The 15,463-nt window shown below is 75.8% G+C and carries 13 protein-coding genes and 1 riboswitch; of the genes, 9 read left to right on the top strand and 4 right to left on the bottom strand.

Going from position 1 to position 15,463, the window contains the following annotated elements:
* Positions 1-61: 61 nt before the first annotated feature.
* Positions 62-754 carry a phosphatidylserine decarboxylase gene (locus ACFVU9_RS24975; protein ID WP_329926306.1) on the top strand — a complete coding sequence of 231 codons (693 nt, stop codon included), beginning with the start codon at positions 62-64 and terminating at the stop codon, positions 752-754.
* On the top strand, positions 741-1,619 hold the full coding sequence (locus ACFVU9_RS24980; RefSeq protein WP_380445125.1) for a CDP-alcohol phosphatidyltransferase family protein: 879 nt from the start codon (positions 741-743) through the stop codon (positions 1,617-1,619). The genes ACFVU9_RS24975 and ACFVU9_RS24980 overlap by 14 nt, the downstream gene beginning before the upstream one ends.
* An 84-nt stretch (positions 1,620-1,703) precedes the next feature.
* On the opposite strand, the gene ACFVU9_RS24985 is transcribed toward ACFVU9_RS24980, so the two are convergent.
* The 3 genes from ACFVU9_RS24985 to ACFVU9_RS24995 all read right to left on the bottom strand — a co-directional run bounded on the left by ACFVU9_RS24985 (position 1,704) and on the right by ACFVU9_RS24995 (position 5,666).
* Positions 1,704-3,026: a hypothetical protein gene (locus ACFVU9_RS24985; protein ID WP_380449099.1), complete on the bottom strand. Its 1,323-nt coding sequence runs from the start codon at positions 3,024-3,026 to the stop codon at positions 1,704-1,706.
* A gap of 662 nt (positions 3,027-3,688) precedes the next feature.
* Complete coding sequence (locus ACFVU9_RS24990; protein ID WP_380506274.1) at positions 3,689-4,777, bottom strand: alpha/beta hydrolase family protein; 1,089 nt, start codon at positions 4,775-4,777, stop codon at positions 3,689-3,691.
* Between the two features lie 193 nt (positions 4,778-4,970).
* Positions 4,971-5,666 (bottom strand): helix-turn-helix domain-containing protein, encoded by a 696-nt coding sequence (locus tag ACFVU9_RS24995; RefSeq protein WP_380445240.1) that lies wholly within the window; start codon positions 5,664-5,666, stop codon positions 4,971-4,973.
* Positions 5,667-5,917: 251 nt separating this feature from the next.
* Positions 5,918-6,062, top strand: a riboswitch (cobalamin riboswitch).
* Positions 6,063-6,163: 101 nt separating this feature from the next.
* Between ACFVU9_RS24995 and ACFVU9_RS25000 the strand changes: the two genes are divergently transcribed.
* From ACFVU9_RS25000 to ACFVU9_RS25030, 7 genes are read left to right on the top strand one after another with little or no spacing between them, the layout of a single operon-like run.
* On the top strand, positions 6,164-7,126 hold the full coding sequence (locus ACFVU9_RS25000) for a cobalamin biosynthesis protein (RefSeq protein WP_380506277.1): 963 nt from the start codon (positions 6,164-6,166) through the stop codon (positions 7,124-7,126).
* A complete protein-coding gene (locus tag ACFVU9_RS25005) occupies positions 7,123-8,643 on the top strand; it encodes a cobyric acid synthase (RefSeq protein ID WP_380445238.1) in 1,521 nt (506 codons plus the stop codon). Before ACFVU9_RS25000 ends, ACFVU9_RS25005 begins: the two co-directional genes overlap by 4 nt.
* Positions 8,640-10,733 (top strand): putative cobaltochelatase, encoded by a 2,094-nt coding sequence (locus ACFVU9_RS25010; RefSeq protein ID WP_387596852.1) that lies wholly within the window; start codon positions 8,640-8,642, stop codon positions 10,731-10,733. The genes ACFVU9_RS25005 and ACFVU9_RS25010 overlap by 4 nt, the downstream gene beginning before the upstream one ends.
* Positions 10,734-10,738: 5 nt before the next feature.
* On the top strand, positions 10,739-11,344 hold the full coding sequence (gene cobO / locus ACFVU9_RS25015) for a cob(I)yrinic acid a,c-diamide adenosyltransferase (RefSeq protein WP_380445236.1): 606 nt from the start codon (positions 10,739-10,741) through the stop codon (positions 11,342-11,344).
* Between the two features lie 4 nt (positions 11,345-11,348).
* On the top strand, positions 11,349-12,716 hold the full coding sequence (locus ACFVU9_RS25020) for a cobyrinate a,c-diamide synthase (protein WP_387596855.1): 1,368 nt from the start codon (positions 11,349-11,351) through the stop codon (positions 12,714-12,716).
* Positions 12,713-13,276 (top strand): chloramphenicol phosphotransferase CPT, encoded by a 564-nt coding sequence (gene cpt, locus ACFVU9_RS25025; RefSeq protein ID WP_380496451.1) that lies wholly within the window; start codon positions 12,713-12,715, stop codon positions 13,274-13,276. The genes ACFVU9_RS25020 and cpt overlap by 4 nt, the downstream gene beginning before the upstream one ends.
* 33 nt (positions 13,277-13,309) lie before the next feature.
* Positions 13,310-13,780: an OsmC family protein gene (locus ACFVU9_RS25030; protein ID WP_380445234.1), complete on the top strand. Its 471-nt coding sequence runs from the start codon at positions 13,310-13,312 to the stop codon at positions 13,778-13,780.
* 33 nt (positions 13,781-13,813) lie between these two features.
* On the opposite strand, the gene ACFVU9_RS25035 is transcribed toward ACFVU9_RS25030, so the two are convergent.
* On the bottom strand, positions 13,814-15,445 hold the full coding sequence (locus ACFVU9_RS25035) for a serine/threonine-protein kinase (RefSeq protein ID WP_380506291.1): 1,632 nt from the start codon (positions 15,443-15,445) through the stop codon (positions 13,814-13,816).
* Between the last annotated feature and the right edge of the window lie 18 nt (positions 15,446-15,463).

The following is a 15,463-nucleotide window of genomic DNA, read 5'->3' on the forward strand; positions in this document are numbered from 1 at the left end:
TTACCCGATCCCGCGGTGGCCCCCGTCCAGCGGCCATGATCCCCCGCGACAAAGGTCTTCGATGCCCATCAGCCCGTCCCCTCACACCTCCGTCACGGACCGCGATGCCCTCGCAGCCACGACGGCCGGTCGGCGACCCCGCGTGACCATCGCGCGCGGAGCCACCCCCTGGTTCGTCCCCACCCTCGCCACGGCCGCCGTGACCACCGCCCTCACCCGGCGCAGCGGCAAGTGGGCCCTGGCGGCGGTACCCGCCTGCGCGCTCGGCGCGGGCATGCTGTGGTTCTTCCGCGACCCCGAGCGTGAGATCGGCACGGGCAGAGTGATCTCCCCCGCCGACGGCGTGGTGCAGAGCATCGACGCCTGGCCGGACGGCCGCACCCGGGTCGCCATCTTCATGAGCCCGCTCAACGTCCACGTCAACCGCGCGCCGCTGCCCGGCACGGTGACGTCGGTCGAGCACGTCGCGGGCGGGTTCGTGCCCGCGTTCAACAAGGACAGCGACCAGAACGAGCGGGTCGTCTGGCACTTCGACACCGAGCTCGGCGACATCGAGATGGTGCAGATCGCGGGGGCCGTGGCCCGCCGCATCGTGCCCTACGTCGACGCCGGCACCAAGGTCGCCCAGGGCGACCGGATCGGCCTGATCCGGTTCGGGTCCCGGGTCGACACCTACCTGCCGGCCGGCGTCGAGGTCGGCGTCGAGGTCGGCCAGAAGACCACAGCCGGGGTGACACGCCTTGACCGTGACTGATCCTGAGACCATCGTCGGCCTGGACGACGAGGAGACGGCGCTACGCCGTCGCCGCTGGGCACGCGACCGCGAGCTCCGCGCGCCGCGCTCGCCGCAGCACCTGTCCACCGCCGACTTCCTGACCCTGGGGAACGCCGTCTGCGGCTTCCTGGCGATCTACTCGATCACCACCGGGGTCCTGATCCCGCACATCACCAACCCGGACGTCGCTCCGGACCGGCACAGCGCCGCCACCGCGGTGACGCTGCTGCTGATCGGCTCGATGTGCGACCTCTTCGACGGCCTGGTGGCGCGCAAGCTGCGCTCCTCCGCCCTGGGCGCCGAACTCGACAACCTGGCCGACCTGATCAGCTTCGGCATCGCGCCGGCCTACTTCGTCGCGGTCTGGGGCATGGTCTCGCAGGGCTCCAACCGGCCGCTGTCCGCGCTGATCGCGCTGACGGTGCTGCTCGCGGTGGTCCTGCGGCTGGCCCGCTTCTCGGCCGTGAAGATGCGGCCCGGGGTGTTCCAGGGCATGCCCTGCCCGATGGGCGCCATGACGGTCATCGCGATCGTGCTGCTCGACCCGCCGTTCCTGCCCGGTCTGGTCGCCATCTTCGGCGCCGCGTACCTGATGGTCAGCCGGATCGAGTACCCGAAGCCGCAGGGCCTGCTGGCCACCGCCACGCTGTGCTGGATCGTGGTCTCCATCGGCTGCCTGGCCGCGTGGGCCACCGGCCTGCCGGGCGGCGACCTGCTCCTGCACGTCGGCGCCTTCGCCCAGATCGCGCTCGCGGCCATGGCGCCGCTGCTGGTCATCCGGCGCAAGGTCGGCCAGAAGGTCGGCGACGTCCGCGCCCGGCGGGCGGAGTCGCGGCTCGGCTGAGCCTCCCGCGTACGAAGCGCTATGACGAAGGGGCCCGGATCCGCTGCGGATCCGGGCCCCTTCGTCATACGCGCTTCCGGGCGCTCACGCCCCGCCGGTGTGGACGCTGAACGCCGAGCGACGGGCCGCCCGGGCCACGCCCGGGTCCGGGTGCACGCCCGACACCGCCGTCAGCACCGAGGCCGCCCGCGGGTGCCCCGACTGCCGGGCCCGGGCGAACAGCCGCACCGGGTCGCCCGCCGAGGCGCCCTCCACGTGGCCGACCAGCAGCTCGGTCTCGCCGTGGTCCAGCACCGCGGCCGCCGTGTCCACCCAGAGCCAGGCCGCGTCCTCGGCGCCCAGCACGTCGGCCGGGGACACGCCCTCGTCCGACTGCTCAGCGAGCCACAGCAGCGCGTACGGGCGCAGCACCGGCTCGTCCACGGCCGCGCGCACCGCCTGCTCGGCCGTGCCCCCGGCCACCCGCAGCGCCTCGAAGGCCAGGCCGCGCACGAGCGCGTCGTCGCCCTGGGCGGCGTCCAGCAGCTCCGCCACGGCGCGGTCCGCCGGGCGGGCCGCCACCCAGGCGCGGTACTCGGCCCGGGCCGGGCCCGGCGAGTAGTCGGCGCAGGCGTTCAGCAGCTCGTAGGCGCTCTGCTCGATGTGGCCGGCCGCGGTCTGGGCGACCGTGCAGATCTCCTCCAGCTTCGCCCGCACCGCCCAGTGCCCGAGCGGCGACAGCTCGGCGGCGTCGTTCCGGCGCACCACGGCGCCGACGGCCGCGAGGCCGTCCAGCATCCAGTCCAGGACGGCGGCGACGTCCGCCGGCGCGGCCGGGGTGTCGATCTGCGGCTCGCGGCAGGTGCCGCGGACCGCCGACACGGCGGAGGCGGCGTGCGGCACGGGCGACAGGCCCACGCCCCCGCTGCCGCCGACCCGGCGCTCGTCCAGGCCGCGGCGCAGCAGCTCCAGGAGCTCGCTGTCGGCGACCGGGCCGGCCACCAGGTGCAGGAAGGAGAGCAGCTGCGGGGCCTGGTCCACGGCCTGGCCGGCCAGCACCGTGAAGACGCCGCGCAGGGCGGCCGGCGGGACCGGCGCGAGCAGCGTCCAGGCGTCGAACAGCGCGGACCAGCCGCGCACCACGGCCTCGTCGTCGTGCTCCCAGGCGTGCAGCCGCCAGCCCGGCCCGGCGCCGCCGTCGCGGGCCTCGACCAGGCCGACCAGCAGCGCCTGGCCCCAGGCCTTGGCCGCGGCGCCGACCGTCATGGCCAGTGCGCGGCCCGCCGCGCGGGCGTCCTCGGGGAGCAGTTCGCCCCGCTTGTCGACCTCGCCGAGCTCCCCCGCCCAGCGGGCGATCCGGACGGCGTCCACCAGCATCCGGCGGGCCAGCGGAGCCAGCTCGGCGGGGGCGGGGAAGCCGTCCGGCACGGGGACCCGGCCGCGGCCTGGGGCGGGTGCGGGGCCTCGTCGGCGGGGTACGCCGCCCCCGCCCGGCCTGGCCCCGACGGGCCGGTGGGCCGTACCGGGGAGGCGGGTCACCGTCGCACCGGTACCGATCGTCGGTGGGAGCGGGGCATCACGGTCGCGCGGGTTCCGAGACGTCACGTCGAGCAGTCTTCCCCTTGTACCGGCCTTCTGTCACATCCGGTTGGTTGTACGGGCGGGCGGGTTGTGGCAGCACCTCCGCAAGATCGGGCAACAGCGGCAAACCGCCTGGCCGGAATCGTGTGGCGGGCTCATGCCAGGCCCGTTTGCGGTGGTCACGGGGGGTGTTCGAACGGATACGGAAAGGGCTGCGGCGAGGGGTGAATGGCCGACTCTCGCGGTGTCGCCGACGGATGGAGGCGGGAATGCGCGCACCGGGCACGCCCGCCGGGAGTGCTCCGGGTGGATGCGGATCGGCCAGGTCGGCGAGGGCGGGACCGGTGGCGGAAATCGACCGCGCCGACTTCCCGTTCCGGCGGAATCGGCTTCCGGTGCCCGGGTGGCGCGCGATGACGGGTGGGGGGAATTGCAAGAACGGAGGAAGCGGGGGCCGGACCGGGGAATGACCGGCCGGAATGCCCCGGATTAACGGCAGCCGGTCCGGATCAGAGGAGGGGGGTGAGCCAGCGCCGGAGGAGTTCCGAGTAGTGCGCGGGGTCGGAGTTCCAGAGGGCGGTGTGGTCCGCGCCCGGGAAGGCCCGGAGGCTGACGACGTCGGGACGGGCCGTGGCGAGGTGCCGGGCGGCGCGGAACGGCGCGATCGGGTCGTCCGGGCTGTGCAGGACGAGGGTCGGCACGCGCAGGTCGGCCCCCTCGGCGAGGCGCGCGAAGTCGGCCAGGTCGACCCCGGTGCGGCCCTCCGCGGCCAGCGCGCCGAGCTCGGCGACCGGCCTGGAGTAGCCGGCCCGGACCGCGTCGCGGCGGGCGGTGGCGGGCAGGTCGAGCACCGGCGAGTCCAGGACGATCCCGGCGATCGCCCCCGCCCAGGCCGAACGGGCCGCGGCGTGCAGGCACATCGTGGCGCCCACCGACCAGCCGTAGAGGATCACCCGGCCGGCGCCGCTGTCGAGGGCGAGCCGCACGGCCGACTCCACGTCGCGCCACTCGGTCTCGCCGAAGTGGCCGAGCCCGTCCGGCGAGGCGGGGGCGCCCTGGTCGCCGCGGTAGGTGACGGCGAGGGCGGGCAGCGCCAGGCGCTGGAGGACGGGCAGCACGGGGAGCGTCTGGGCGCGGTCGGCGCCGGGGCCGTGCACGAGGACCACCCAGGTGCCGCGCTTGCCGTCCAGGCGCCAGGCGGGCATCGCGCCCAGCTCGCCGGCGACGGCGGTCTCGGTGAACGGGAGGCCGAGGGAGGTCGTCGGGTCGCCGAGGTGCACGCGCGGGGTGAAGCGGACCTCGGTGCCGGGCGTCAGGGTGCCCCGGTCGGCGCGGACCAGGCGGCGGGTGACGCCCTGTTCGTCGCTGTGCAGGATGTCGTCGACGACGGCGTGGCCGTCGCCGTCCCACTCCAGCGCCCAGCGGCCGGGGTGGAGGGCCGCGGGCGTCCGGTTGAAGGTGATCCGGCCGGCGGCGAGGCTCTGCACCAGGACGGGGCCGGACTCGAGCACGACGGTCTCCGGCCGCACGAGCCGCTCGGACGCCCGCCGGCCGACGACCAGCACGGCGACCCCGGTGCCGACGGCGGCTGCCGCCACGGCGGCTGCGGTTCCCCAACGCATATCGCTCCCCGCTCTGTGAGTCTGCTGGGGACAAGTTCACTGGCGGGTGGGAGCGGGGGCCAGTGGGATGGGCTGGACGGGGGACGGGGTGGGGGTGGCGGCTCCTGCGGAGAGCGGGGAGGCCGAGGCGGAGGCGGGGGCGGGGTGGGGACGGGGAGGCCGGGACGGGTCAGACCGGGATCTCCGTGTGGAGGCGGCCGAGGAGTTCCCAGAAGCGCGGGGCCAGGGGCCGGTCGCGCGGGGGCAGGGTGGGCGTCGCGGCGCCCCAGTGCGGGGAGGACACCTGGTGCTCCTGGTGCAGGGCCGTCAGGACGGTCGCGAGGTCGTCCTCGTGGACCGGCACGAGCCGCGCGACCGCCCGCAGGTGGGGCTGCCAGCGGCCGTCCACGCACCTGCGCAGCCGCTGGTCGAGCTCGGCGCCGCGGCCGGTCACCTCGACGAGTTCGGTGAGCCGCAGTCCGAGCACCTGGGCGAGCGCGTGCGTCCGCTCCTCGTCGCCGTCCCACGTCCCGGTGAGTTCGGCCTCCTGGTAGACGCGCAGGGCGACGCCGATGCGACGGGCGGCGGTGTCCTGGCTCAGTTCGCGGGCCACGCGGTGGTCGCGCAGGCGGGCCGGGCGGGTGCCCATGAGCTGCGCGGGCGGGCACCACAGGGCGCGGGCGAGGGCGATGAACTCCTCCTCGGTGGGGCGCAGCTCGCCGCTCTCCCAGGCGATGACGTGCGTGGGCAGCAGCCGGACGCCGTGTGCGGCCATGCCGCCGGCGACCTGTTCGGGGGTCAGGCCGAGCCCGGCGCGGTGGGCGCGGGCCGCGGCGGGCGAGAACGGCACCGGGGGCAGGGCGGGCGGAGGCTGTCTTCGTCGCATGTGAACGAACGCTAGGGCCGGTACGAACGGGCCCCCAGCCGCCGAACGCACGAAGCGCCGGGGAGGGCGCGCGCGGACCGCTGGAGGATCGCACAGGATGTCATGCCCCTGCGGCGGCAGTACTCGGAGGTAGTGACGGGGGCGTTCGGGGGCGCGCGCCGGGCCTCCCGCGTGTGACCAACCCCTCCGTGACCTCGGTTGACTCCCGGTTCGGCCGCGTGATGGGATCCCAGGGCCAAACGGAGGCATGCAGAGGAAGCCGGTGCGAGTCCGGCGCGGTCCCGCCACTGTCACCGGGGAGCACGGCCGGAACGACGCCACGGCGGACCGTCAGTCTTCGCTGACGTGCTGCTGGAAGGCTCCGGGGGTGCGTTCGACCCGGAAGCCAGGAGACTCTCGCCCCCGGTACGTCGATCCAGGGCGCGGACCCTGAGTGAGGACTCGCACGCGATGCAGGCTGCCCCGACCCGCCGAGCCCTCCCCTGTCCCCCTCCGTCGTGCGCCCGCTGACCCGCGCCGCCGCCTTCGCGGTCGGCGCCGTCGCGGGCTACCTGGCGGACGCCCGCTACGCCGATCCGCGCCGCGGCCACCCGGTGGCCGTCTTCGGCGGTGCGGCGACCCGCCTGGAGCGCCGGATGTGGCGCGACGACCGGGCCACCGGGGCCGCGTACACGGCGCTCTGCGTGGGCGCCGTCGCGGCGGGCGCGGTGGCGCTGGAGCGGACGGCCGGCCGCCGGCCGCTGGGGCGGGCCGCGCTGGCCGCCGCCGCGACCTGGACGGTGCTCGGCGGCACCTCGCTGACCCGGGAGGCGCGCACGATCGGCCGGGCGCTGGCCGCGGGCGACCTGCCCGCCGCCCGGGAGCGGCTGCCGCACCTGTGCGGGCGCGACCCGAGCGCGCTGGACGGGCAGCAGATCGCCCGCGCCGTCGTGGAGTCGGTGGCCGAGAACACCGCGGACGCCGTCGTGAACGCGCTGGCCTGGGGCGCCCTCGCCGGCACGCCCGGTCTGCTGGCCTTCCGCGCCGTCAACACGCTGGACGCGATGGTGGGTCACCGCTCGCCGCGCCACGCCCGGTTCGGCTGGGCCTCGGCCCGGCTGGACGACGTGGCGGGCTGGCCGGGCGCCCGGCTGACGGCGCTGCTGACGGTGGCCGCCGCGCCGCAGCCGCGGACGGCCTGGCGGGTGTGGCGGCGGGACGGTTCGGCGCATCCGAGCCCGAACGCGGGGCAGGCCGAGTCGGCGTTCGCGGGCGCCGTGGGCGTGCGGCTGGGCGGCACGCTGCAGTACGGCGAGCGCGTCGAGCACCGGCCGGTGCTGGGCGCGGAGCTGCGGCCGGTGACGGTGGACGACATCGAGCGGGCCTGCGCGCTGTCGCGGCGGGTGGGCGCGCTGGCGCTGGGTACGACGGTCGCGGGGCACGTCCTGCTGCGATCGCTGCTGAGGAGGGGAAGGGCATGACCAACGCGCTGCTGGTCGCGGGGACGACCTCGGACGCGGGCAAGAGCGTCGTCACGGCGGGCATCTGCCGGTGGCTGGCCCGCCGGGGCGTCCGGGTGGCGCCGTTCAAGGCGCAGAACATGTCGCTGAACTCGTTCGTGACGGCCGACGGCGCCGAGATCGGCCGGGCCCAGGCGATGCAGGCCCAGGCCGCCCGGGTGGAGCCGGAGGCGGCGATGAACCCGGTGCTGCTCAAGCCCGGCGCGGACGGCCGCAGCCAGGTGGTGCTGCTCGGCAGACCGGTCGCCGAGGTGGGCGCGCTGGACTACCGCGAGCGCAAGCCCGTCCTGCTGGAGCGCGCCCTGGAGTGCCTGGCGGACCTGCGCCGCCGGTACGACGTGGTGGTGTGCGAGGGCGCGGGCTCGCCCGCCGAGATCAACCTGCGCGACCGGGACATCGCCAACATGGGCCTGGCGACGGCCGCCCGGCTGCCCGTCGTGGTGGTCGGCGACATCGACCGGGGCGGCGTGTTCGCGGCGATGTACGGGACGCTGGCGCTGCTGTCCGAGGAGGACCAGCGGCACGTGGCCGGCTGGTTCGTCAACAAGTTCCGCGGGGACGCCCGGCTGCTGGCGCCCGGCCTGGAGATGCTGCACGGCCTGACCGGCCGTCCGGTGCTCGGCACGCTGCCGATGCTGCCGGGGCTGTGGCTGGACGCCGAGGACTCGCTGGACCTGTCGACGGTCGTGGACCGGGTCGACGGGCGCGGGCCGCTCGGGGCGGACGTGCTGCGGGTGGCCGTGGTGCGCTTCCCCCGGCTGTCGAACTTCACCGACCTGGACGCGCTGGCGCAGGAGCCCGGCGTGCTCGTCCGCTGGGCGACCCGGCCGGAGGAGCTCGCCGACGCCGACCTCGTCGTGCTGCCCGGCACCCGGGCCACCGTGGCCGACCTCGCCTGGCTGCGCGAGCGCGGGCTGGAGCCGGCGCTGCGGGCGCGGGCGGCGGCCGGGCTGCCGGTCCTCGGGGTGTGCGGCGGGTACCAGATGCTGGCGGGCTCGATCGTCGACGACGTCGAGTCCAAGGCCGGTGCCGTCGACGCGCTCGGCCTGCTGCCGACGCGCGTGCGGTTCGGCGTGGAGAAGGTGCTCGCCCGGCCGGTCGGCGAGGCCTACGGGCACCGCGTCGAGGGCTACGAGATCCACCACGGGGTGGTCGCCGTGGACGGCGGGGAGCCCTTCCTGGACGGATGCCGGGTGGGCTCGGTGTGGGGCACGACCTGGCACGGCGCGCTGGAGAACGACGGGTTCCGCCGGGAGTTCCTGCGCGAGGTGGCCGCGCTGGCGGGCCGCGCGTTCGTCCCGGCGCCGGACACCTCGTTCGCCGAGGCGCGCGAGGCCCGGCTGGACCGCCTGGGGGACCTGATCGAGGAGCACGCGGACACCGACGCGCTGTGGAAGCTGATCGAGGGCGGGGTGCCGGCGGCCGGAACGCTGCCGTTCCTGCCGCCCGGTGCGCCTGAGGAGGCTGGCAACGCATGAGTGACGTCCGCTACCCGTTCACCGCGGTCGTCGGGATGACCGACCTGCGGCTCGGACTGCTGCTGAACGCGGTCTCCCCGGCCGTGGGCGGCGTGCTGGTGCGCGGCGAGAAGGGCACCGCCAAGTCGACGATGGTCCGCGCGCTGGCCGGCCTGCTGCCGTCCATCGCCACCGTCGACGACTGCCGCTTCTCCTGCGACCCGGCCGCGCCCGACCCGCAGTGCCCGGACGGACCGCACGCCTCCTCCGGGAGCAGCGAACGGCCGTCCCAGCTGGTCGAGTTGCCGGTCGGCGTGGCCGAGGACCGGATCGTCGGCTCGCTCGACCTGGAGCGCGCGCTCGCCGAGGGCGTCAAGGCGTACGAGCCCGGACTGCTCGCCAAGGCGCACCGCGGGGTGCTCTACATCGACGAGGTGAACCTGCTCCAGGACCACGTCGTCGACCTGCTGCTGGACGCCGCCGCGATGGGCCGCTCCTACGTCGAGCGCGAGGGCGTCTCGGTGCGGCACGCGGCCCGGTTCCTGCTGGTCGGCACGATGAACCCGGAGGAGGGCGAGCTGCGGCCGCAGCTGCTCGACCGCTTCGGCCTGACCGTGGAGATCGCCGCGACGCGCGACCCGGCCGAGCGCGCCGAGGTCGTCCGGCGGCGGCTCGCCTACGACGCGGACCCGGCCGGCTTCGCGGCGCGGTTCGCCGGCGAGGAGCGGGCGCTCGCCGAACGGATCACCGCCGCACGGGAGTTGCTGCCCAAGGTCGAGCTCACCGACGTGGCGCTCCGGCAGATCACCGCCGTGTGCGCCGCGTTCGAGGTGGACGGGCTGCGCGCCGACATCGTCATGGCGCGGACGGCCGTCGCGCTGGCCGCGTGGGACGGGCGCACGGAGGTGCTGGAGGAGGACGTCCGCAAGGCCGCCCAGCTCGCGCTGCCGCACCGACGCCGTCGCAACCCGTTCGACGCGCCCGGACTGGACGAGGAGCAGCTGGACCGGACCCTGGAGGAGCACGCACAGCCCGAGGACTCCCCGGAGGACTCCCCCGGGACCGACGGTGACGGTGACGGCGACGACCCGGACGGCGACGGCCCCGGCCCCGGCGACGGCGGCCCCGGCCCGGACGGCGGCGGCGCGCCCGAGCCCGAGAGCGGTCCGCAGGCCCCGGAGGCCGCCGCCTCCGACGCCGCCGCCCCGGACCTCCCCGAGCAGCAGCCCGTCCCAGCCCAGCACCCCGCCCCCGCGCGGGAGTCGGCGCCGGTCGCGGCCGGCGACCCGTACCGCACCCGGCTGTTCGCCGTGCGCGGCACCGGCCACGGCGCGCAGGGCCGCCGCTCCCCCGCCGAGACCGACAGCGGGTACACCGTCCGCGCGCGACGCCCCCAGGGCGCCCTCAGCCGCCTGCACCTGACCGCCACCCTCCAGGCCGCCGCGCCGCACCAGGTGGCGCGCGGGCGCGCCGGCGCCGCGCTCGTGCTGCGCAAGGACGACTTCCGCGAGCAGGTGCGCAAGGGCCGCGAGTCCAACCTGGTGCTGTTCGTCGTCGACGCCTCCGGCTCGATGGCCGCCCGGCAGCGGATGACCGCCGTCAAGGGCGCCGTGCTGTCGCTGCTGATGGACGCCTACCAGCGGCGCGACAAGATCGGCATGATCACCTTCCGCGGCGCGGGCGCCGAGCTGGCGCTCCCGCCCACCTCGTCCGTCGAGGTCGGCGCGGCCCGGCTGGAGTCGCTGCCCACCGGCGGCCGGACCCCGCTGGCCGCCGGCCTGCTGCGCGCCCACGAGGTGCTGCGGATCGAGCGGCTGCGCGACCCGGCCCGCCGCCCGCTGGTCGTCGTCGTCACCGACGGACGGGCCACCGGCGGCCGCGACGCGCTCGCGCAGTCCCGGCGCGCCGCCGGGCTGTTCGCCGCCCAGGGCGTCGCGAGCGTCGTCCTGGACTGCGAGTCCGGCCCCGTCCGGCTCGGCCTCGCCCGCACCCTCGCCGGACACCTCGGCGGCACCGCCGTCACCCTGGACGAACTGCGCGCCGAGGGCGTCGCCTCGCTCGTCCGCGACAGTCGCGACAACCGTGCAACCACCATGCGAAAGGCGGCCTGAGCAGCATGCCCAAGGGTGTTCCCGAGAGCGTTCCCGACGACGGCCTGACGACCCGCCAGCGCCGCACGCAGCCGATCACCGCCGTGCACACCGGCCCCGGCAAGGGCAAGTCCACGGCCGCGTTCGGCATGGCGCTGCGGGCCTGGAACCAGGGCTGGTCCGTCGGGGTGTTCCAGTTCGTGAAGTCCGCCAAGTGGAAGGTCGGCGAGGAGAACGCGCTGCGCGTCCTCGGTGCCTCCGGCGAGGGCGGCACCGTCGACTGGCACAAGATGGGCTCCGGCTGGTCGTGGATCCAGCGCTCCAGCGAGATGGAGATGGACAGCGAGGCCGCCGCCAAGGAGGGCTGGGAGCAGGTCAAGCGCGACCTCGCGGCCGAGACCTACCGCTTCTACGTGCTCGACGAGTTCACCTACCCGATGCACTGGGGCTGGGTCGACCCGGAGGAGGTCGTGTCCGTGCTCGAGGACCGGCCGGGCAGCCAGCACGTCGTCATCACCGGCCGGTACGCCCCCGAGGCGCTCACCGGCTTCGCCGACCTCGTCACCGAGATGACCAAGGTCAAGCACCCCATGGACGCCGGCCGCAAGGGCCAGCGCGGCATCGAATGGTGATTCCTTGAGCATCCCCCGCCTCGTCGTCGCCGCGCCCTCCTCGGGCGCGGGCAAGACCACCGTCGCCACCGGCCTGATCGCCGCGCTCGCCGCCCGCGGGCTCGCCGTCTCCCCGCACAAGGTCGGCCCGGACTACATCGACCCCGGCTACCACGCGCTGGCCGCCGGGCGACCGGGCCGCAACCTGGACGCCTTCCTGTGCGGGCCGGAGCGGATCGCGCCGCTGTTCCTGCACGGCGCGGCCGGGGCCGACGTCGCCGTCGTCGAGGGCGTCATGGGGCTGTTCGACGGGGCGTCGGGGCGCGGGGAGCTGGCGTCCACCGCGCACGTCGCCAAGCTGCTGCGCGCGCCGGTGGTGCTCGTGGTGGACGGCAGCTCGCAGTCCCGTTCGGTGGCCGCGCTGGTGCACGGCTTCGCCTCCTGGGACCCGGAGGTGCGGCTCGCCGGGGTGATCCTCAACCGGGTCGCCTCCGACCGCCACGAGCACCTGCTGCGCGAGGCCTTGGAGGAGGGCTCCGGCGTGCCCGTGCTGGGCGCGCTGCGCCGCTCCACGGCCGTCGCGACGCCCTCGCGCCACCTCGGGCTGATCCCGGCCGTGGAGCGGTCGGCGGAGGCCCTGAAGGCCGTCGCGGACATGGGCGACCTCGTCGCCGCCTCGGTGGACCTGGACGCGGTGCTGGCGCTGGCCCGGACCGCACCGGCCCTGGACGCCGAGCCGTGGGACCCTGCGGCCGAGGTCGCGCCGGTCGCCGGCCGGCCCCGGATCGCCGTGGCGGGCGGCGCCGCGTTCTCCTTCTCCTACGCCGAGAACGCCGAACTCCTCGGCGCCGCCGGGGCGGAGGTCGTCCCGTTCGACCCGCTGCACGCCTCCGGGCTGCCCGAGGGCACCGCCGGGCTCGTCATCGGCGGCGGCTTCCCCGAGCTGTACGTCCGGGAGCTGAGCGGGAACGCGGGACTGCGCTCGGCGATCCGGGAGTTCGCCGCCTCCGGCGGTCCGATCGCGGCCGAGTGCGCCGGACTGCTCTACCTGGGGCGGGAGCTGGACGGGAAGCCGATGTGCGGCGTGCTCGACACCACCGCCCGGATGACCGAACGGCTCACCCTCGGCTACCGGGAGGCCGTCGCCCTGCACGACTCCCCGCTCGGCCCGGCCGGCACCCGGCTGCGCGGCCACGAGTTCCACCGCACGGTCTGCGAGCCGGCCAGCGGCGACCACCCCGCCTGGGGGTGGCGCCTGCCCACCGGACCCCGCACCGAGGGCTTCGCCGACGGCAACGTCCACGCGTCGTACCTGCACCTGCACTGGGCCGGCACCCCGGAACTCGCCACGTCCTTCGCGGGCGCGGCGGCGGCCTACGGGGGTTCGCGCTGAACGTCGTCGTCCTCAACGGTGGCTCCAGCTCGGGCAAGTCGAGCATCGCGCGCCACCTCCAGGAGCTGCTGCCGGAGCCGTGGCTGCACCTCGGCACGGACACCCTGGTCGACGCGCTGCCGCCACGGCTGCGCGAGGGCGGCGAGGGGATCGGCGGCATCGGCGGCCCGGACGGCGGGGGCGAGGACGCCGACGGCGTGGTGAGCGTCGGACCGGCGTTCGCGGCGCTCGACGCGGCCTGGACGACCGGGGTCGCGGCGATGGCGCGGGCCGGCGCCCGGATCGTCGTCGACGAGGTGTTCCTCGGCGGCGCGGCCTCGCAGCGGCGGTGGCGGGCGGCGCTGGACGGCCTGGACGTGCTCTGGGTCGGCGTGCGGTGCGACGCCGCCGTCGCGAGCGCCCGGGAGGCGGCGCGCGGCGACCGGGCCGCCGGGATGGCCGCGGCGCAGGCGCAGGCGGTGCACGTGGGTGTGACGTACGACGTGGAAGTGGACACGTCCCGGACGGATGCGGTCGGCTGCGCCCGAATCGTCCTCGGCCACCTCCCCGGGTGCGATTGACTGTCCGCCAGGACCGTCCGGAGAGGCTCGCACATGCCCAAGCTGCACACGTACACCACCGAGGTCACCTGGACCGGCAACCGGGGCACCGGCACCGGCGACTACCGCTCCTACGGCCGCGACCACGACGTCGCCGCCGACGGCCGGCCGACCATCCCCGGCTCGTCCGACCCCGCCTTCCGCGGCGACCCGGCCCGCTGGAACCCCGAGCAGCTGCTCCTCGCGTCGATCTCGCAGTGCCACCTGCTCTGGTACCTGCACCTGTGCGCCGTCAACGGCGTCGTCGTGACCTCGTACGTCGACAACCCGGTCGGCACGATGGCCGAGACGCCCGAGGGCGGGCACTTCACCTCGGCGGTGCTGCACCCGCGGATCGAGGTCGCGTCCGAGGGCATGGTCGAGAAGGCGCTCGCCCTGCACGCCGACGCGCACCGGGCCTGCTTCATCGCGAGCTCGGTCAACTTCCCGGTCCGGCACGAGCCGGTGGTGACGGTCGCGCCGTAGTGCCGTGGCCGGACAGGTCCACGGCACTAGCCGTCAGAGGGCCAGGGTCTGCCAGCCCCGGGTGATCTGGTCGTGGACGGCCGCCGGGTCCGGGGCCGCCTGCCGGGCCTCCTGCTGGGCCGCCGCGAGCGCGGCCAGCAGCGCCGCCCCGTCCGCCGGGCGCTGCGCGGGGTCGATGGCCAGGGCGCGGGTCACGACGGCGGCAAGCCCCGGGTCGAGGTCCCGGACCGCCGCGACCGCGGCCGGTTCGGGCCCGGTCTCCACGATCCGGCGGATCACCGCTCCCGTGCTGGTCGCCGCGAACGGGCTCGCGCCGTGCGCCGCGCACACCACGCAGCACGCCCACGCCCACACGTCGGCGGCCGTGCCGACCCGCTCGTCGCCGAACTGCTCCGGCGCCATGTACGTGAGGGTGCCGGGCCCGCCGCCGGTCATGGTGAGCCGGGTGCCGTCCACGATCGCCGCGATGCCGAAGTCGAGCAGGCGCGGACCGGCCGTCGTCAGCATGATGTTCGCCGGCTTGAGGTCCCGGTGCACCAGCCCCAGCCGGTGCACCCCGGACAGCGCCACGGCCAGCGCGAGCGCCAGGGCGCGCAGCGCCTCGGCGGAGCGGATCGGCCCCTGCTCGCGCAGGTGGACGTCGAGCGGGCGGCCGTCCAGCAGCTCCATGGCGAGGTACGGGCGGCCCTGGTCCACACCCGAGTCGAGCACCCGGGCGGTGTAGGCGCCCGGGACCATCGCCAGCACCTCGGACTCGCGCTGGAAACGGCGCAGGAGCTCGGCGTCGTCGAGGAGTTCGAGGTTGATGGTCTTGAGCGCGACCTGCGTCGCGGAGCCCTGCCGCTGGGCGAGGTACACCGTGCCCATGCCGCCGGAGCCGATCCGGCCTAGGAGCTGGTAGCCGCCGATGACGCGGGGCTCGTGGGAGCTCAGCGGCTGCCCGACGGACGGGACGGGCAGGGCCGGCGGGGTCGGCGGAGTCGCGGGGGCGGGCGGGGCGAACTGCGGGGCCGGGGGAACGTATTGCGTCGGAACGTACCCCTGCGGCGGTGCGGTGGCTCCGTACGGGTTCAGCGGCGGTTGCTGTGCCGCACCGGTGCCGACGGGCTTGGGCCGGCGACTCGTGATCACGGCCACGATCTGGAAGACCAGCGCGGCCGGGACCAGGATCACCGGCAGGACGAACACGGCGAGCACGGCACGGAGGACCAGCAGTCCGACGACCCGGAGCTGAGTCCGCCTGGAGCGCCACGCCTGCTGCGGCAGGCCGGTGGCCAGCACGTTGCGCTGGGTCAGGTAGGAGAGCCCCAGCCAGAGCACCAGGCACACGACGAAGACCGTGATGTACCAGGTCCTGGCCAGGTGAACGGCCAGGTGCACCTCGAAGGAGATGTACCGCGCGTTGGCCGTGTCGAACGGCCGCACGAGCAGCCTGTCGCCGAAGACGAACATCGCGGGGGTCACGGCCACCACCCCGGCCGCGGTCAGCACGGTGACGGCGGCATCACCGATGGCCGCCCCGATGCCGCCCGGGGCGCCCGCGCCCGCGTCCTCCCCGAGGGCCGTCAACGCCCTTCGGCGCATTGCCGCCTGAGCGCGCACCAGCAGTGGGAGCGTCGCCAGTCGGATCACCAGCACCGCGCCGAGCAAGGCGAGCAGAGCCACCCAGAAATTGTTCAGCAT

Origin of the sequence: Kitasatospora sp. NPDC057936, from assembly GCF_042887525.1 — a bacterium.
In the GTDB taxonomy this organism is placed as follows: Bacteria; Actinomycetota; Actinomycetes; order Streptomycetales; family Streptomycetaceae; genus Kitasatospora.